At 37.6% G+C, this 14,845-nt stretch carries 12 protein-coding genes; all 12 read left to right on the top strand.

Annotated features, from left to right (window positions below):
• The first annotated feature begins 119 nt into the window (after positions 1-119).
• A complete protein-coding gene (locus tag MHI40_RS15885; RefSeq protein WP_340763486.1) occupies positions 120-1,850 on the top strand; it encodes an adenine deaminase C-terminal domain-containing protein in 1,731 nt (576 codons plus the stop codon).
• A gap of 13 nt (positions 1,851-1,863) precedes the next feature.
• Positions 1,864-2,922 (top strand): DUF3048 domain-containing protein, encoded by a 1,059-nt coding sequence (locus tag MHI40_RS15880; protein ID WP_340763485.1) that lies wholly within the window; start codon positions 1,864-1,866, stop codon positions 2,920-2,922.
• 44 nt (positions 2,923-2,966) lie between these two features.
• Positions 2,967-3,287 (top strand): YerC/YecD family TrpR-related protein, encoded by a 321-nt coding sequence (locus MHI40_RS15875; RefSeq protein WP_093538046.1) that lies wholly within the window; start codon positions 2,967-2,969, stop codon positions 3,285-3,287.
• A gap of 114 nt (positions 3,288-3,401) precedes the next feature.
• A complete protein-coding gene (locus MHI40_RS15870) occupies positions 3,402-4,097 on the top strand; it encodes a heptaprenylglyceryl phosphate synthase (RefSeq protein ID WP_093538047.1) in 696 nt (231 codons plus the stop codon).
• Positions 4,098-4,144: 47 nt separating this feature from the next.
• The gene (gene pcrA / locus MHI40_RS15865) at positions 4,145-6,373 is read left to right on the top strand and encodes a DNA helicase PcrA (protein WP_340763483.1); all 2,229 of its coding nucleotides are present in this window, start codon (positions 4,145-4,147) and stop codon (positions 6,371-6,373) included.
• 21 nt (positions 6,374-6,394) lie between these two features.
• Positions 6,395-8,398 carry an NAD-dependent DNA ligase LigA gene (gene ligA / locus MHI40_RS15860; RefSeq protein ID WP_340763482.1) on the top strand — a complete coding sequence of 668 codons (2,004 nt, stop codon included), beginning with the start codon at positions 6,395-6,397 and terminating at the stop codon, positions 8,396-8,398.
• A 14-nt stretch (positions 8,399-8,412) separates the two neighbouring features.
• Positions 8,413-9,549 (top strand): CamS family sex pheromone protein, encoded by a 1,137-nt coding sequence (locus tag MHI40_RS15855; protein ID WP_245762738.1) that lies wholly within the window; start codon positions 8,413-8,415, stop codon positions 9,547-9,549.
• A 73-nt stretch (positions 9,550-9,622) separates the two neighbouring features.
• Positions 9,623-9,913, top strand: a complete 291-nt coding sequence (gene gatC / locus MHI40_RS15850) for an Asp-tRNA(Asn)/Glu-tRNA(Gln) amidotransferase subunit GatC (protein ID WP_093538050.1) — start codon at positions 9,623-9,625, stop codon at positions 9,911-9,913.
• A 21-nt stretch (positions 9,914-9,934) separates the two neighbouring features.
• Positions 9,935-11,398 carry an Asp-tRNA(Asn)/Glu-tRNA(Gln) amidotransferase subunit GatA gene (gene gatA, locus MHI40_RS15845; protein ID WP_093538051.1) on the top strand — a complete coding sequence of 488 codons (1,464 nt, stop codon included), beginning with the start codon at positions 9,935-9,937 and terminating at the stop codon, positions 11,396-11,398.
• A gap of 1 nt (position 11,399) precedes the next feature.
• Positions 11,400-12,827 carry an Asp-tRNA(Asn)/Glu-tRNA(Gln) amidotransferase subunit GatB gene (gene gatB / locus MHI40_RS15840; protein ID WP_340763481.1) on the top strand — a complete coding sequence of 476 codons (1,428 nt, stop codon included), beginning with the start codon at positions 11,400-11,402 and terminating at the stop codon, positions 12,825-12,827.
• Between the two features lie 311 nt (positions 12,828-13,138).
• Entirely contained in the window at positions 13,139-13,768 is a 630-nt protein-coding gene (locus tag MHI40_RS15835) for a Type 1 glutamine amidotransferase-like domain-containing protein (protein WP_340763480.1), read from the top strand.
• Positions 13,769-14,192: 424 nt separating this feature from the next.
• Complete coding sequence (locus tag MHI40_RS15830) at positions 14,193-14,756, top strand: thioredoxin family protein (RefSeq protein ID WP_340763479.1); 564 nt, start codon at positions 14,193-14,195, stop codon at positions 14,754-14,756.
• Positions 14,757-14,845: the final 89 nt, after the last annotated feature.

The following is a 14,845-nucleotide window of genomic DNA, read 5'->3' as shown; positions in this document are numbered from 1 at the left end:
TCCTATTTCCTAACTTTCCTGTAAGAATTACCAAAAATAGAATTCAGTACTTTGCTTTACTAAAGTACTATGCTAATATTATTTTTATGAGTAAACAAAAAGAAAGGAGAATGGATGCAATGCAATATCCCATTTGGAAAATTGAAGAAATAAGGCATCAGATTGATGTGGTCAATGGAACAAAGTCTCCTGATATAGTAATTACTAATGCAACTTTTTTGCATAGTCATTTAAAAAAGTGGATCACAGGAAACATATGGATAGTGAAAGATCGAATTGTTTATACGGGTCCTGAAATGCCACTAGTTTCCGACCAAACTGAGGTATATGATGCAGCTGGTCAAAAAATAGTACCTGGCTATATTGAGCCTCACGTACATCCATTCCAACTTTATAATCCACAAACATTTGCAGATTATGCAGCGCAATTGGGAACGACTACGTTTATAGCGGATAACTTAACATTGTTCTTGATGCTTGAAAATAAGAAAGCGTTTTCATTAATGGACGAACTGAAAGAACTGCCATTTTCCTTCTATTGGTGGGCGCGTTTTGATTCGCAAACCGAGTTAAAGAATGAAGAAGAATTATTTACCTCTAAGACGATTGGAGAATGGATTGAGCGTTCGGATGTCATTATGGGTGGTGAACTGACTGGATGGCCTCGTTTGCTTTCTGGAGATGATCAAATGCTCTATTGGATGCAACAGGCTAAGACAAACGGTATGAAAATTGAAGGCCATTTTCCTGGAGCTTCCGAGCGCACGCTTGCAAGAATGCGTTTGCTAGGAGCAGACGGAGATCATGAAGCAATGACCATTGAAGAAGTGGAACGACGAATTCTACAGGGATATGCAGTAACTCTCCGTCATTCGTCCATACGTCCTGATCTTCCACAACTATTAAAGGATATTTTGGAAAAGGATCTTCAAATTTTTGATCACTTAATGATGACTACAGATGGAGCAACACCTTCTTTTCATATAGATGGAGTTATGGATAAATGTATTCAAGTTGCACTAGATGCAGGTGTAAAACCGATTGACGCCTATTTGATGGCATCCTTTAATGTGGCAAAGTATTATAATATGTCTAATCTACATGGGGTGATTGCAACAGGGCGCTATGCAGATCTCAATTTCTTAAAGGATGAACACAGTCCAGTACCTTTAAGTGTACTTTCCAAAGGAATTTGGCTAAAAAAAGAACAACAAAAAACGAGGGCACTTGATCCAATCAATTGGTCATCTATACCAGATCTGAACTTGTCATTTGACGTTTCGGAAGCTGATTTTCAGTTCTCTATGCCATTTGGGATAGAAATGGTAAATGATGTAATTACCAAACCCTATTCCATTAGCCATGATACAACTGAAATGGAATTATCCAAAAATCATGATGAAAGTTTTCTTTTGTTAATAGATCGCAAAGGAAAGTGGAAAGTTTCAACACTTATTAAAGGCTTTGCAACTTCACTAATGGGCTTCGCCTCTTCATACTCTAATACGGGTGATATTTTATTGATCGGGAAGAACAAAGAAAGTATGCAACAAGCTTTCCGGGAAGTAAAAAAAATGAATGGTGGAATTGTTATTGTGGAGGAAGAAAAAATCATTTGTTCTGTCCAACTCCCGATAGGTGGAGTATTATCTAATAAGCCAGTAGAAGATTTAATAGAAGAGGAAATAGTTTTAAAAAGAGAACTAGCAGCTAGAGGATTTAAGCATGGGGATGCTATTTACACATTGTTATTTCTTCAAGCAACACACTTACCGTATGTAAGGATAACGCAAAAAGGAATTTTTGATGTGATGAAAAAACAAGTATTGTTTCCAGCATTAATGAGGTAGGGGGACGTAAGTTGTGTTCAAACAGTGGGGAATTTTAATGTTAGCTAGTGTACTTCTTGTAGCTTGTTCCGATAAAGAGAAAGGAACAGAAGAGGTAAAACCAGTAGACGATACAATAGAGGAAGTCGGGGAAGAAGTTGTAGAGACAGAAGAGGAAGTAGTATTGCCGTTCACAGCACCTTTCACAGGTGTTGGATCAGAGAAAGAATTGACACAAAGACCTATTCTAGTCACTATAAACAATCATCCGCTTGCACGTCCACAGTCAGGAATTGCAAAAGCAGATATTATTTACGAAATGTTAGCAGAAGGTAATGTAACAAGATTTTTAGCAGTTTATCAAAGTGAGATTCCAGAGAAAATGGGTCCAGTTAGAAGTGCTAGAGACTACTTTGTTGACATTGCTAGAGGGCTAGATGCATTTTATGTTGCACATGGATATAGTCCTGATGCTCAAAGTATGCTAAGTTCTAGAGTAGTTGATAACATAAACGGAATGCAATACGACGGTATATTATTCGAACGATCAAGGGAGCGAAAAGCACCGCATAATTCGTATATATCAAAAGATAAAGTATTAGCAGGTGCAGAAAAAGTAAAGGCATCGATGGAGATTACTAAAATACCAAGGTTCTCTTTCTTCGACTCTTTTGAAGGGATAAAGATTGGGAATCCAGTATCTAATTTTTCTATACATTACGGTGCAGGCTCCACTTTTGAAAACGAATATACGTATATTTCAGACGAAGGTTTATATGAGCGTGAGACCGCTGGAGCTCTGACAATAGATAAAGAGACAGACAAAGCTGTTAAAATTGCCAATATAATATGCATGGAAATTCCGCACAAAATTATTGATAGTTCAGGTCGCCGTCAGTTATCTTTAAATGATGGAGGAAGAGCGTATATTTTTCAAGCAGGTATTATGAAAGAAATCGAATGGGAGAATATCGATGGAATTCTGATGCCGATGGAAAATGGAGTTCCTGCTAAACTAGTACCTGGTCAAACATGGATCAGTTTTATACCGACAAACCCTGGTTTAGAAGAAATGGTCACTTATTTACCTTAACCAATCTAGAAGACCCAATATAAACAAGAAGGAGGATGACTGCAATGCAAATTGAAAAAATTAAAGGCAATCAAACAGAACAACTATTTAAGGCAGTATTAGAGTTAAAGAACATGGAAGAATGTTATAAGTTTTTTGACGATCTTTGTACAATAAGCGAAATTCAATCCTTAGCACAACGTTTCGAGGTTGCACATCTATTACGTTTGAAGAAAACATATGAATCTATTAAAAAAGAAACTGGGGCAAGTACTGCTACCATTTCACGTGTAAGACGTGCCTACGACTACGGCAACGGTACTTATGATGAAATGTTAGGGCGCTTATATCCAGATGAAAATTCGACGCCAACCATTAAAGAGTAGATTAAAAAATATAAGTTTTCAAAATATGTAAGAACATGTACTGAACAGCGATGTCTGTTCAGTTTTTTTGTTATAATGGGATGAATGTTAACTAATTAGATGTAGGTGAAAAAATTGGAATATAAAGATTGGCGACATATATTCAAGTTAGATCCAGCAAAAAATATAGCAGCAGATGCTCTTGAACTAATATGTGAATCTGGCACAGATGCAATTATTATCGGGGGCTCTGACAATGTGACACTCGATAATGTGATTGATTTGCTAATGCGGGTTAGAAGGTATGCCGTTCCTGTGGCGTTAGAAGTATCTACGATTGAAGCTATAACTCCTGGATTTGATTATTATTTTATACCTAGTGTATTAAATAGCTCCGAAACGAAGTGGGTGAAGGATTTACATCATGCAGCTACGAAGGAATTTGGAGAGGTTATGAATTGGGATGAAATTATTCCAGAAGGGTATTGTATTTTAAACCCTGATTGTAAAGCTGCAAAATTGACGAATGCCTTGCATCCGTTAAGTGAAGAGGACATTATAGCATATGCGGAAATGGTCGAGCATTTGTTTAGATTTCCGGTTTTCTATATGGAGTATAGCGGAATGTATGGTGATGTACAAACTGTGAAAAAAGTGAGTAAACGTTTAAAAAACACTCAACTGTTTTATGGTGGAGGCATTCAAACCGAGGAGCAAGCAAGACAAATGGCTACCTATGCAGATACAATAATTGTTGGTAATTATATATATGACAATCTGGCAGAGGCTTTAAAAACAGTAGAAGCAGTAAAGACATTGAGTAAACAATAGATTTACGATATGATTAGAGAACAAATGTTCTTGAAAGGAAGTACACTATGGAAATCATCGCGAAAAACTTATTGAATGGTATGAATAAAGAACAAGAAGAAGCCGTGAAGACAACAGAAGGTCCACTTCTTATTATGGCAGGTGCAGGTTCAGGGAAAACACGTGTACTAACCCACCGAATTGCATATTTAATCGTAGAAAAGGAAGTATACCCATCGAAAATACTAGCCATCACCTTTACCAATAAAGCAGCAAGAGAGATGCGAGAGCGTATAGATGGCTTATTAGGACCGGGGACTGGAGAAAGAATGTGGGTATCTACATTTCACTCCATGTGTGTACGTATTTTAAGAAGAGATATTGACCGTATAGGATATACAAAAAACTTTTCTATTTTAGATACAAGTGATCAACTGACGGTTATTAAAAATGTTTTAAAAGAACAAAATATTGATTCAAAACAATATGATCCTCGTTCGATGTTAAATGCGATTAGTGGGGCCAAAAATATATGCATTGATTCGGATATGTATCGTGCACAGATGAATGAGATGAATCCTTTTGAAAAGACAGTAGCAAATGTGTATCAAAGCTATCAAAAAAAATTGAGAAAGAACCAATCACTCGATTTTGATGATTTAATCATGCTAACATCAACGCTGTTTAAACGAGTTCCTGATGTCCTGGAGTTTTATCAAAACAAATTCCAGTATATCCATGTAGATGAATATCAAGATACAAACAAAGCACAGTATGAGTTAGTACAAATGCTTGCTAAAAAGTTCAAAAACATTTGTGTTGTTGGTGACTCGGATCAATCGATTTATCGTTGGCGTGGAGCAGATATTCAGAATATCCTATCGTTTGAAAAAGATTATCCTAATGCAAAAGCCATCATGCTAGAACAAAATTATCGTTCTTCTCAACGAATCTTACAGGCAGCAAATGACGTCATTGGTAATAACACGAGTAGATACCCGAAGGTTTTACGAACAGAGAATCTCGATGGGGAAAAAATCGAGTTATTCCGTGCGATGAATGAACAGCAGGAAGCACAATATGTCGTTCAAAAAATTCAAGATTTAATGGAATTAGAGAATCGTACATTAAATGATTTTGCCGTTTTATATCGGACGAATGCCCAGTCACGTGTGATGGAGGAAGTACTTGTAAAATCGAATATGGCCTATACAATTGTTGGCGGTACAAAGTTCTATGATCGTAAAGAGATTAAAGACTTACTTGCCTACCTGCGTCTAATAGCAAATAACGATGATGACTTATCACTTGCTCGAATTATTAATGAGCCGAAACGAAATATTGGAGCGACTTCTTTTGAACGTATGGCTCTCTATGCAATAGACCAAGATCGTTCGATTTTAGATGCATTAAACGAAGTCGACTTTATGGGGATACCTGCTCGGGCTGTAAACTCTGTTATTCAATTCCAAGGGCTGATCAATAACTTAACCCAAATGCAGGAGTTTTTGTCTGTCACAGAAATAGTGGAGCAAGTGCTTGATAAAACAGGGTATCGTACGATGCTTAAAAATGAAAAGACAATTGAATCGGAAAGTCGATTAGAAAATATTGAAGAGTTTTTATCAGTAACGAAAGCATTTGAGAAACAGAGTGAAGATAAGTCATTAGTTGCCTTTTTAACCGACCTGGCACTTATCTCAGATATAGATAAGTTGGATGAAGAGGAAGATATATCAAAAGGGAATATTATATTAATGACGATGCATGCCGCAAAAGGCTTGGAATTTCCAGTAGTATTTATCATAGGGATGGAAGAAAATATATTCCCACATTCACGTTCTCTTGGTGATGATGATGAAATGGAAGAGGAACGACGCTTGGCTTATGTAGGAATCACTCGTGCAGAAGAAAGACTTGTGATAACCTGTGCCCAGTCTCGAACTATTTTTGGTCGTGGCAGTTTTAATAGCCCATCTCGTTTTATCAAAGAGATTTCAGATGATATTATTGAGGTCGTTGGATGGACTAAAGACATCGGCAAAAATCCAGAACGAAATGCAAAAGCTATGGCTAACACTCGTAAAGCAGTAGTTACTCGTCCAGCATATAACGAGTCTGGTGGGGATAAAATGGGCTGGCAAGTTGGAGATAAAGCGACCCATAAAAAATGGGGCGAAGGTATGGTTGTCAGTGTTCGTGGCGAAGGTGAGAATACCGAGCTAGATATTGCATTTCCAAGTCCTACGGGCATTAAGCGTCTGCTTGCTAAGTTTGCCCCTATCGAAAAAGTATAACTACAACAGGAGGAACCCTGGATGGATCAGTTAGAACAACGAGTACAAGAGTTACACAAGCTGTTAAATGATTATGGACATGCCTATTATGTATTAGATGATCCTATTGTTCCGGATGCCGTATACGATCAATACTTGCATGAACTAATAGCTTTGGAGGAACAAAATCCAGATTTGATATTACCAGATTCTCCTACTCAGCGAGTTGGTTCCATCGTAAGTGAAGGCTTTAAAAAGGTAACTCATGCAAATCCAATGCTTAGTCTATCTAATGCATTCAATGAAGGGGATTTGCGTGATTTTGATAAACGTATTCAAGGTATTATCGATGAAACACCAACGTATATATGTGAACTGAAAATCGATGGACTGGCAATTTCCCTATTATATGAGGACGGTCTTTTGAAAAGAGGGGCTACTCGAGGAGATGGGACGATTGGTGAAGATATTACAAGTAATATTAAAACCATTCGTTCGATTCCAATGCGCCTAAAAGATTCAGTAACCTTGGAGGCAAGAGGCGAAGCGTATATGCCAAAGTCTTCCTTTGCAAAGTTGAACGAAGATCGCACAGCACAAGCAGAAGTCTTATTTGCCAACCCACGGAATGCGGCAGCAGGTTCTTTACGTCAGCTTGACCCGAAAATAACTGCTAGCCGTAATTTATCGATGTTCGTCTATGGAATGGGCGGAGATGGTGAGGACCAGAATATAGACAATCATTTGGATGCACTAGGTTTTATGAATACACAGGGATTACCGACTAATAAGGAAACGAAGAAGTGCACTTCTATCGAAGAAGTGCTCAGCTTTATAGAAGAGTGGACAGAAAAAAGGCATGACATTCCATATGAAATTGATGGAATTGTTATAAAAGTTAATGACTATGCCCAACAAGAAGAGCTAGGATTTACAGCAAAGAGTCCACGATTTGCAATTGCTTATAAATTTCCTGCCGAGGAAGTAGTCACGCAAATTATTGATATCGATTTAACTGTTGGTCGCACAGGTGTTGTCACGCCAACTGCAATTTTAGTACCAGCACAAGTAGCAGGTTCTACTGTACAACGTGCTACACTTCATAATGAAGATTTAATCCGTGAAAAAGATATTCGAATTGGGGATCATGTCATTATCCGTAAAGCGGGAGACATTATTCCAGAAGTAGTGTCTGTTATAACGGAAGAGAGAAAAGGCACAGAGGAACCATATAAAATGCCAACTCATTGCCCGGTATGTGAAAGTGAATTAGTGAGAATCGAAGAAGAAGTAGCACTTCGTTGTGTAAATCCGCAATGCCCAGCTCAGATCCAAGAAGGTATTTACCACTTTGCTTCACGCAATGCGATGAATATTGATGGACTTGGTGAAAAAGTGGTAGAACAGCTTTTTAGAGAACAACTGATCAAGGATATTTCAGATTTATATAAATTGACAGTAGATGACTTAGTGAAGCTGGAGCGCATGGGGCTCAAGTCAGCAACCAATTTAGTGGAAGCATTAGAAGTATCTAAAGCAAACTCAATGGAACGAGTGCTATTTGGACTTGGTATTCGTCATATTGGAGAAAAAGCTGCCAAAATACTTTCGGCTAATTTTCATAGTTTTGAGGCACTGATGAAAGCAACAAGGGAAGAGCTTATAGCTATTTTTGAAATTGGTGACAAAATGGCTGATTCATTAGTGACTTATTTTGAGCAGGAAGAGGTCCAGTTATTGATTGAACGCTTAAAAGAAGCTGGATTGACCCTACAGTATACTGGTAGAATTATTGATGCAGATGTAATGGAGAATAGTCCATTTGCTGGTAAAACAGTTGTTTTAACAGGGAAACTGATGCAACTATCACGTACTGAAGCTAAAGAAAAAATAGAGTCATTAGGTGGTAAGGTTGCTGGAAGTGTCAGCAAGAAAACAGATTTGGTCATTGCCGGAGAAGAAGCAGGATCAAAATTGGAAAAAGCAACAAGCCTAGGTATTGAGGTTTGGGATGAACAAAAATTATTGGACTCCATAGCGGAGTAAAGGGAGTGGCGAACATGACCAAAAAACATATAGGCATGTTGACGCTGGCTTTATTACTAACGGTTTCTGGGTGTGCTCCTTCTTTAGATGACGAAACAAAAGTTATACAAAATACAGAAGAAGAAGAGACCAAGACAGTAATAATTCCGAGTTTGCAGCTAGATGAAACATACTACAGAACATTATTACCTTATGAGGAAAGTGCAAGTAAAGGATTAGTATTATCTAATTTGTCTACTAAGTACGATATGAAGGAAGTGGAAACTGGACTTCTACGTATTTCACAAAATGAATTCTCGCCTGATAAGTATTTGTTCCAGGAGGGACAGTACCTAGATACGACAACACTGAAGAAATGGCTTGCAAGAAGCAACCAAGCAGAAGGTGGATTAAACCCGGATGATAAAGGTTTAACTGGAGAAGAAAAAGCCCAAAAAGCTCCAGTCTATATCACGCATATTGTGGAACAAAACTATTTGGAAAAAGTAGATAATAAAGTTAGTCTATCTGGGATATCTATTGGATTGGCGTTAAATTCCACGTATTATTACACGAAGGAAAAATACGGTGCTACTTATGAAGAAAAGCTGAGCCAGGCTCAGATTGAAGAGAATGGAAGAAGAATTGCGGAAGAAGTAGTTACCCGTTTACGTAAGATAGATGGTCTTGCAGATATTCCAATTGTAGTAGGTTTGTTTAAGCAAAATAGCCGAAATGCAGTTGTTCCAGGAACATACTTCTCCTATAGCACTGCGCCAGCGGGCAAAAATGTGTCGGATTGGAAGGGAAATGATGAGGAATATATATTATTCCCAACTGCTGAATCAGAAGAAAAGTACCGAGATTTAGATACAATTTTCCGGAACTTCAAAATGGATGTAGAGACATATTTCCCTAACTATACAAGCATTATTGGGACTGGTTATTTCAAAGACAAACAGCTACAAAAATGGACGATCACCATTCCTATTCAGTTTTATGGAACGGCAGAGATAATTGGCTTTACACAGTATTTGGCTGGACTTGTAAAGGATCATTTTAATCCATCGATGAATGTAGAATTACAGGTTAATTCCTTGGATGGTGCAGAAGCATTACTTGTTAAAAAAACTGGCGATGAAGAAGCTTATGTCCATATTTACACGCAATAGGCTACACTCTGTTCAAGTAGAGTGAAAAATGATATGATATTTCGTATGGTTATTGAATTCGGAGGTGTTATAAATGGCGGAATTAACAAAAGAAGAAGTTAAGCATGTTGCGCATCTTGCAAGACTTGCAATTACAGAAGAAGAGGCAGAAAAGTTTGCGCTACAACTAGGAGCAATCACGGAATTTGCTGAGCAATTAAAAGAATTAGATACAACAAATGTAGAACCTACTACACATGTCCTACCTTTAGTAAACGTGTTACGCGAAGATGTAGCTACAAAAGGATTAGATCGTGATACGATGATGTTAAATGTTAAAGAACAAGAAGCAGGACAAGTAAAAGTACCATCAATAATGGACTAATAGATGTAAGGAGGGAAAATCATGACGTTATTTAACCACTCAGCTAAAGAACTACAAGCACTTGTACATAGTAAAGAAGTTTCTTTAGTAGATTTGACTAACGAAGCTTTTGGACGTGTGGAAAAACTAGATGGCGAGGTAGAAGCCTTCTTAGCTTTGAACAAAGAAAAAGCATTAGAAACAGCTACAGAATTAGAAAAAGTTCCTTTTGAAGAACGTGGACCATTATTTGGGTTACCGATCGGAGTGAAGGATAATATCGTAACTGAAGGATTAGAAACGACTTGTGCAAGTAAAATTTTACAAGGATTCAATCCTATCTATGATGCAACTGTTGTGAAAAAGTTGCGCGAGGCTGGAATGATTACAATTGGTAAACTGAATATGGATGAGTTTGCAATGGGATCTTCCAATGAAAACTCAGCATATAAAACAACAAAAAATCCATGGTCATTAGATCGTGTTCCTGGTGGATCTTCAGGTGCATCTGCAGCAGCTGTAGCAGCTGGTGAAGTACCATTCTCCTTAGGCTCAGATACAGGTGGATCTATTCGTCAACCGGCATCCTATTGTGGTGTTGTTGGGATGAAACCTACATACGGACGTGTGTCCCGTTTTGGATTAGTAGCGTTTGCATCTTCTTTAGATCAAATTGGTCCAATCACTCGTAATGTAGAAGACAATGCACTACTTTTAGAAGCAATTTCTGGAGTTGATGCACATGACTCTACTTCGGCAGATGTTGAGGTTCCAAACTTTGCAGCTGCTCTTACTGGAGATATTAAAGGTCTTCGTATTGCCGTGCCTAAAGAGTATTTAGGAGAAGGTGTAAGTGAAGCGGTTCGTGGGTCTATTATGGATGCATTGAAAGTATTAGAAGCAAAAGGAGCTACTTGGGAAGAGGTTTCATTGCCACATTCTAAATATGCTTTAGCGACATATTATATTCTTTCTTCTTCAGAGGCTTCTTCTAACCTTTCTCGTTTTGATGGAATTCGTTATGGCTTCCGTGCTGAAAACGTAGAAAACTTATTGGACCTTTATAAAGAAACTCGTGCGCAAGGATTTGGGGACGAAGTTAAACGTCGTATTATGCTTGGGACTTACTCGTTAAGTGCTGGAACATATGATGCTTACTATAAAAAAGCGCAGCAAGTTCGTACGCTTATCAAACAAGATTTCGATAAAGTTTTAGCGGACTATGATGTAATCGTAGGACCAACTGCACCAACTCCAGCATTCAAAATTGGAGAAAACGTAGAAGATCCATTGACGATGTATGCCAATGATATATTAACAATCCCAATTAACCTTGCAGGTTTGCCAGCAATTTCTATCCCTTGTGGATTTGAAGATGGAATGCCGCTAGGATTGCAAATTATCGGAAATTATTTTGATGAGTCCACGATTTATCGTGTAGCACATGTTTACGAGCAGTCTACTGATTTCCATAAACAAACTCCTCAAATATGGGAGGGAAAATAACATGAACTTTGAAACAGTTATTGGTTTAGAAGTACACGTTGAGTTAAAAACAGAGTCGAAAATCTTCTCATCCGCACCTAATCATTTTGGTGCTGAACCAAACACTAATACAACAGTAGTAGACCTAGGATACCCTGGTGTTTTACCAGTATTGAATAAAAATGTAGTCGATTTTGCGATGCGTGCAGCACTCGCATTAAATATGGAAATTGAACAAAATACAAAGTTTGATCGCAAAAACTATTTCTATCCAGATAATCCGAAAGCATATCAAATTTCACAATTTGATAAACCAATTGGTAAAAATGGTTGGGTTGAAATTGAAGTCAATGGTGAGAAAAAACGTATCGGGATTACTCGTCTACATATGGAAGAAGATGCTGGGAAGCTTTCACATGCAGATGGATATTCACTAGTAGACTTTAACCGTCAAGGAACTCCACTAGTAGAAATCGTTTCAGAGCCAGATATTCGTACTCCTGAGGAAGCATATGCTTACTTAGAAAAAGTTAAATCAATTATCCAATATACAGACGTTTCTGACTGTAAAATGGAAGAAGGATCTTTACGCTGTGATGCCAATATTTCTATTCGTCCTTATGGTCAAGAAGAATTTGGGACTAAAACAGAGTTGAAGAACTTAAACTCTTTCAACTTTGTACGTAGAGGATTAGAGCACGAAGAGATTCGTCAAGCAGAAGTATTATCTACTGGTGGAATTATTGAACAAGAAACTCGTCGCTATGATGAGAAAACTGGTAAAACGATTCTTATGCGTGTTAAAGAAGGTACGGATGACTATCGTTATTTCCCAGAGCCAGATTTAGTGGATCTTGTAATTGATGATGCATGGTTAGAACGTGTACGCTCAGAAATCCCTGAATTACCTGATGCGCGTAAACAACGTTATATCCAAGAGCTTGGATTATCTCCATATGATGCACATGTATTAACATTGTCTAAAGATATGGCGAACTTCTTTGAAGCAACCATTGCTGATGGTGCAGACGTAAAACTGGCTGCTAACTGGATGATGGGTGAGGTTTCTGCTTACCTAAATGCAGACCAAAAAGAGTTGAAGGATATAGAGCTTACTCCTGCTAATCTTTCTGGAATGATCAAACTAATCTCTGATGGCACCATTTCTTCAAAAATTGCGAAAAAAGTATTCAAAGAGCTTGCTGATAATGGCGGAGACGCTGCGGAAGTAGTAAAAGCTAAAGGCTTAGTACAAATTTCGGACGAAGGCGCACTTCGTGAAATCGTTACAGCAACACTGGATGCTAACCCACAATCTATTGAAGATTTTAAAAACGGAAAAGACCGCGCAATCGGCTTCTTAGTTGGACAAATCATGAAAGCAACAAAAGGCCAAGCAAACCCGCCTCTTGTTAACAAAATCTTGAACGAAGAAATTACTAAACGCTAATACTCAAGGATACCCACTTTAAGTGGGTATCCTTTTTTGTGGGAATATTTAACTCGTCTCTATGGATGCAACGTTCTCTCGGATAAAAGTCAATCGCTCTCGTATAGTGGATATTTCGAGGTGTCTCTCGTAAGGATTCGAAACGCTCTCGGAAGTAGGTTATTGCTCTTGTATGAATGCAAAGTTCTCTCGGATAGCAGTTGATCACACTCATTAGTACAGAAATTTGTGAATAAAATTATATTTATTTCCAAGAAAACTGATGCTATGATAAATGAATATTTATGTAACATATAAAGAGGTGAATCAAGGTGGAGCTATGTTTTATTGGTGGGGGACATGTTTTAAAGGGTGAGCTAGATGATATATTTGAAGAATTGACGAAAAAGATTAAAGGAAATGCAAAAGTTCTAGTAGTTCCTTTTGCGACAGAAGTTTCTAATTATGACAGCTGGATGGTAAATCTAAAACAGGCTTTTTCTATCTTTACAAATGCAACACTTAGATTATTGCATGAGGATCTCTCCAAAAGTGAAATGGAAGATTTGATAAATGATAGCGATGTTCTGTATTTAATAGGCGGGAGACCAGAAAAATTACTTCAGCTGATTGAAGAAAAAGAACTTGCTAGGAGTATTGAAAATTTTCCTGGGTTATTAATCGGTTATAGTGCAGGGGCTTTAGCATTTTGTAAGGATTGTCTTTTAACTAAAGACGATGACTATCCGGAGTCCATAGTCATAAAAGGGTTAGGTTTAGTGGACTTTAGTGTGGAGGTGCATTATAACGAAGCATCTGATGACGAATTGTCTACTCTTTCCTCCGATCGTAGGATTTATGCTCTCCCTGATGGAAGTGCCATTTTCTACAAAGAAGGTAAACTACATAAAAAAGTGAATGATGTCATTTTATTTGAATCGAAGAAAAAATTAATGGTATAGAAATTGGCTGTCTTAAGATGACAGTCTTTTTTTTGAAAATGAATGGCACAGTTTGTGACACTAACATATAAAGATATTTGCTCAACTAAGTAATGAGGATGAAAATGTACACTTGGGTTATATTGATTTAGAGAGCGGAAAATTACATGAAATTAAAGCACCTCCATTTTCAGAGACGCTGTATCTGAAGACTATAATTCGATAAACGTAAAGGAAACCATTATGGTAAAAATAGAAGACAATGAGCAACATGAGTGAAAGACTTGTGCGACCACGCTTGTGGTTAACGGTGAAGGGGAACAGAGAAAGCTGTATTTACAGGGTGTAAACTTCGAACAATAATATAGTTTATATATTCATGAGTCTAGCTTGTTTGAATAACATTTAAAAACGAAGTATACTTAGAAAAAAGGGGGCTACTCACTTGACTACAGAACAACAGTATTTTGAAAATGCAAAACCACTAGCTCAATATATGGATGATATGACTACGAAAAAAGAAGAATCTTTTAGCATCTATGAAAAATTTGATGTGCCAGCGGATGATGAATTCATCCAAGTAATAAAGGATAGAGCGCCACATATATTAGTTATTACAGAAGACTGGTGTGGCGATGCAATGATGAACAATGCGATATTGCGTAAAATTGCAGAAGCAGCAAATGTAGAAGTACGTGCTGTTTATCGCGATGAAAACTTGGATTTAATTGACCAGTATTTAACAAATGGTGGTCGTTCAATTCCCGTTTATTTGTTGATAAGCAAAGATGGTGAAGTGATTTCTAAATGGGGTCCCCGTGCAGAGAGTGTTCAGCAATTCGTAATGGACGGCAGAGCTAAATTCCCAGCCAAAGAAGACCCATCATTTGAGGAAACTCAAAAAGAATTTTACGCACAAATGTCTAATGAATTTGTAAACAATCAAGAATTTCACCTAGCAGTATATGAAGCAATTCGTAATGCTTGGTTACCAGCACTACAAAAATAATTAGGCTGATCAAATTCTTAAAGGAGTCGGCAACAGTCGACTCTTTTAATAGTGGAATGAAACTTTTTTTGATGAAACATAGTCTTTAT

The sequence above is a fragment of the Psychrobacillus sp. FSL H8-0510 genome (assembly GCF_038008345.1).
In the GTDB taxonomy this organism is placed as follows: domain Bacteria; phylum Bacillota; class Bacilli; order Bacillales_A; family Planococcaceae; genus Psychrobacillus; species Psychrobacillus psychrotolerans.
This window is presented reverse-complemented; position numbering and strand designations above follow the sequence as displayed.

Coding starts and splice junctions, on each gene's coding strand:
- ligA (WP_340763482.1), top strand. CDS start 6,395: ATGGATCAGTTAGAACAACGAGTACAAGAGTTACACAAGCTGTTAAAT.
- MHI40_RS15875 (WP_093538046.1), top strand. CDS start 2,967: ATGCAAATTGAAAAAATTAAAGGCAATCAAACAGAACAACTATTTAAG.
- gatB (WP_340763481.1), top strand. CDS start 11,400: ATGAACTTTGAAACAGTTATTGGTTTAGAAGTACACGTTGAGTTAAAA.
- pcrA (WP_340763483.1), top strand. CDS start 4,145: ATGGAAATCATCGCGAAAAACTTATTGAATGGTATGAATAAAGAACAA.
- MHI40_RS15885 (WP_340763486.1), top strand. CDS start 120: ATGCAATATCCCATTTGGAAAATTGAAGAAATAAGGCATCAGATTGAT.
- gatC (WP_093538050.1), top strand. CDS start 9,623: ATGGCGGAATTAACAAAAGAAGAAGTTAAGCATGTTGCGCATCTTGCA.
- MHI40_RS15855 (WP_245762738.1), top strand. CDS start 8,413: ATGACCAAAAAACATATAGGCATGTTGACGCTGGCTTTATTACTAACG.
- gatA (WP_093538051.1), top strand. CDS start 9,935: ATGACGTTATTTAACCACTCAGCTAAAGAACTACAAGCACTTGTACAT.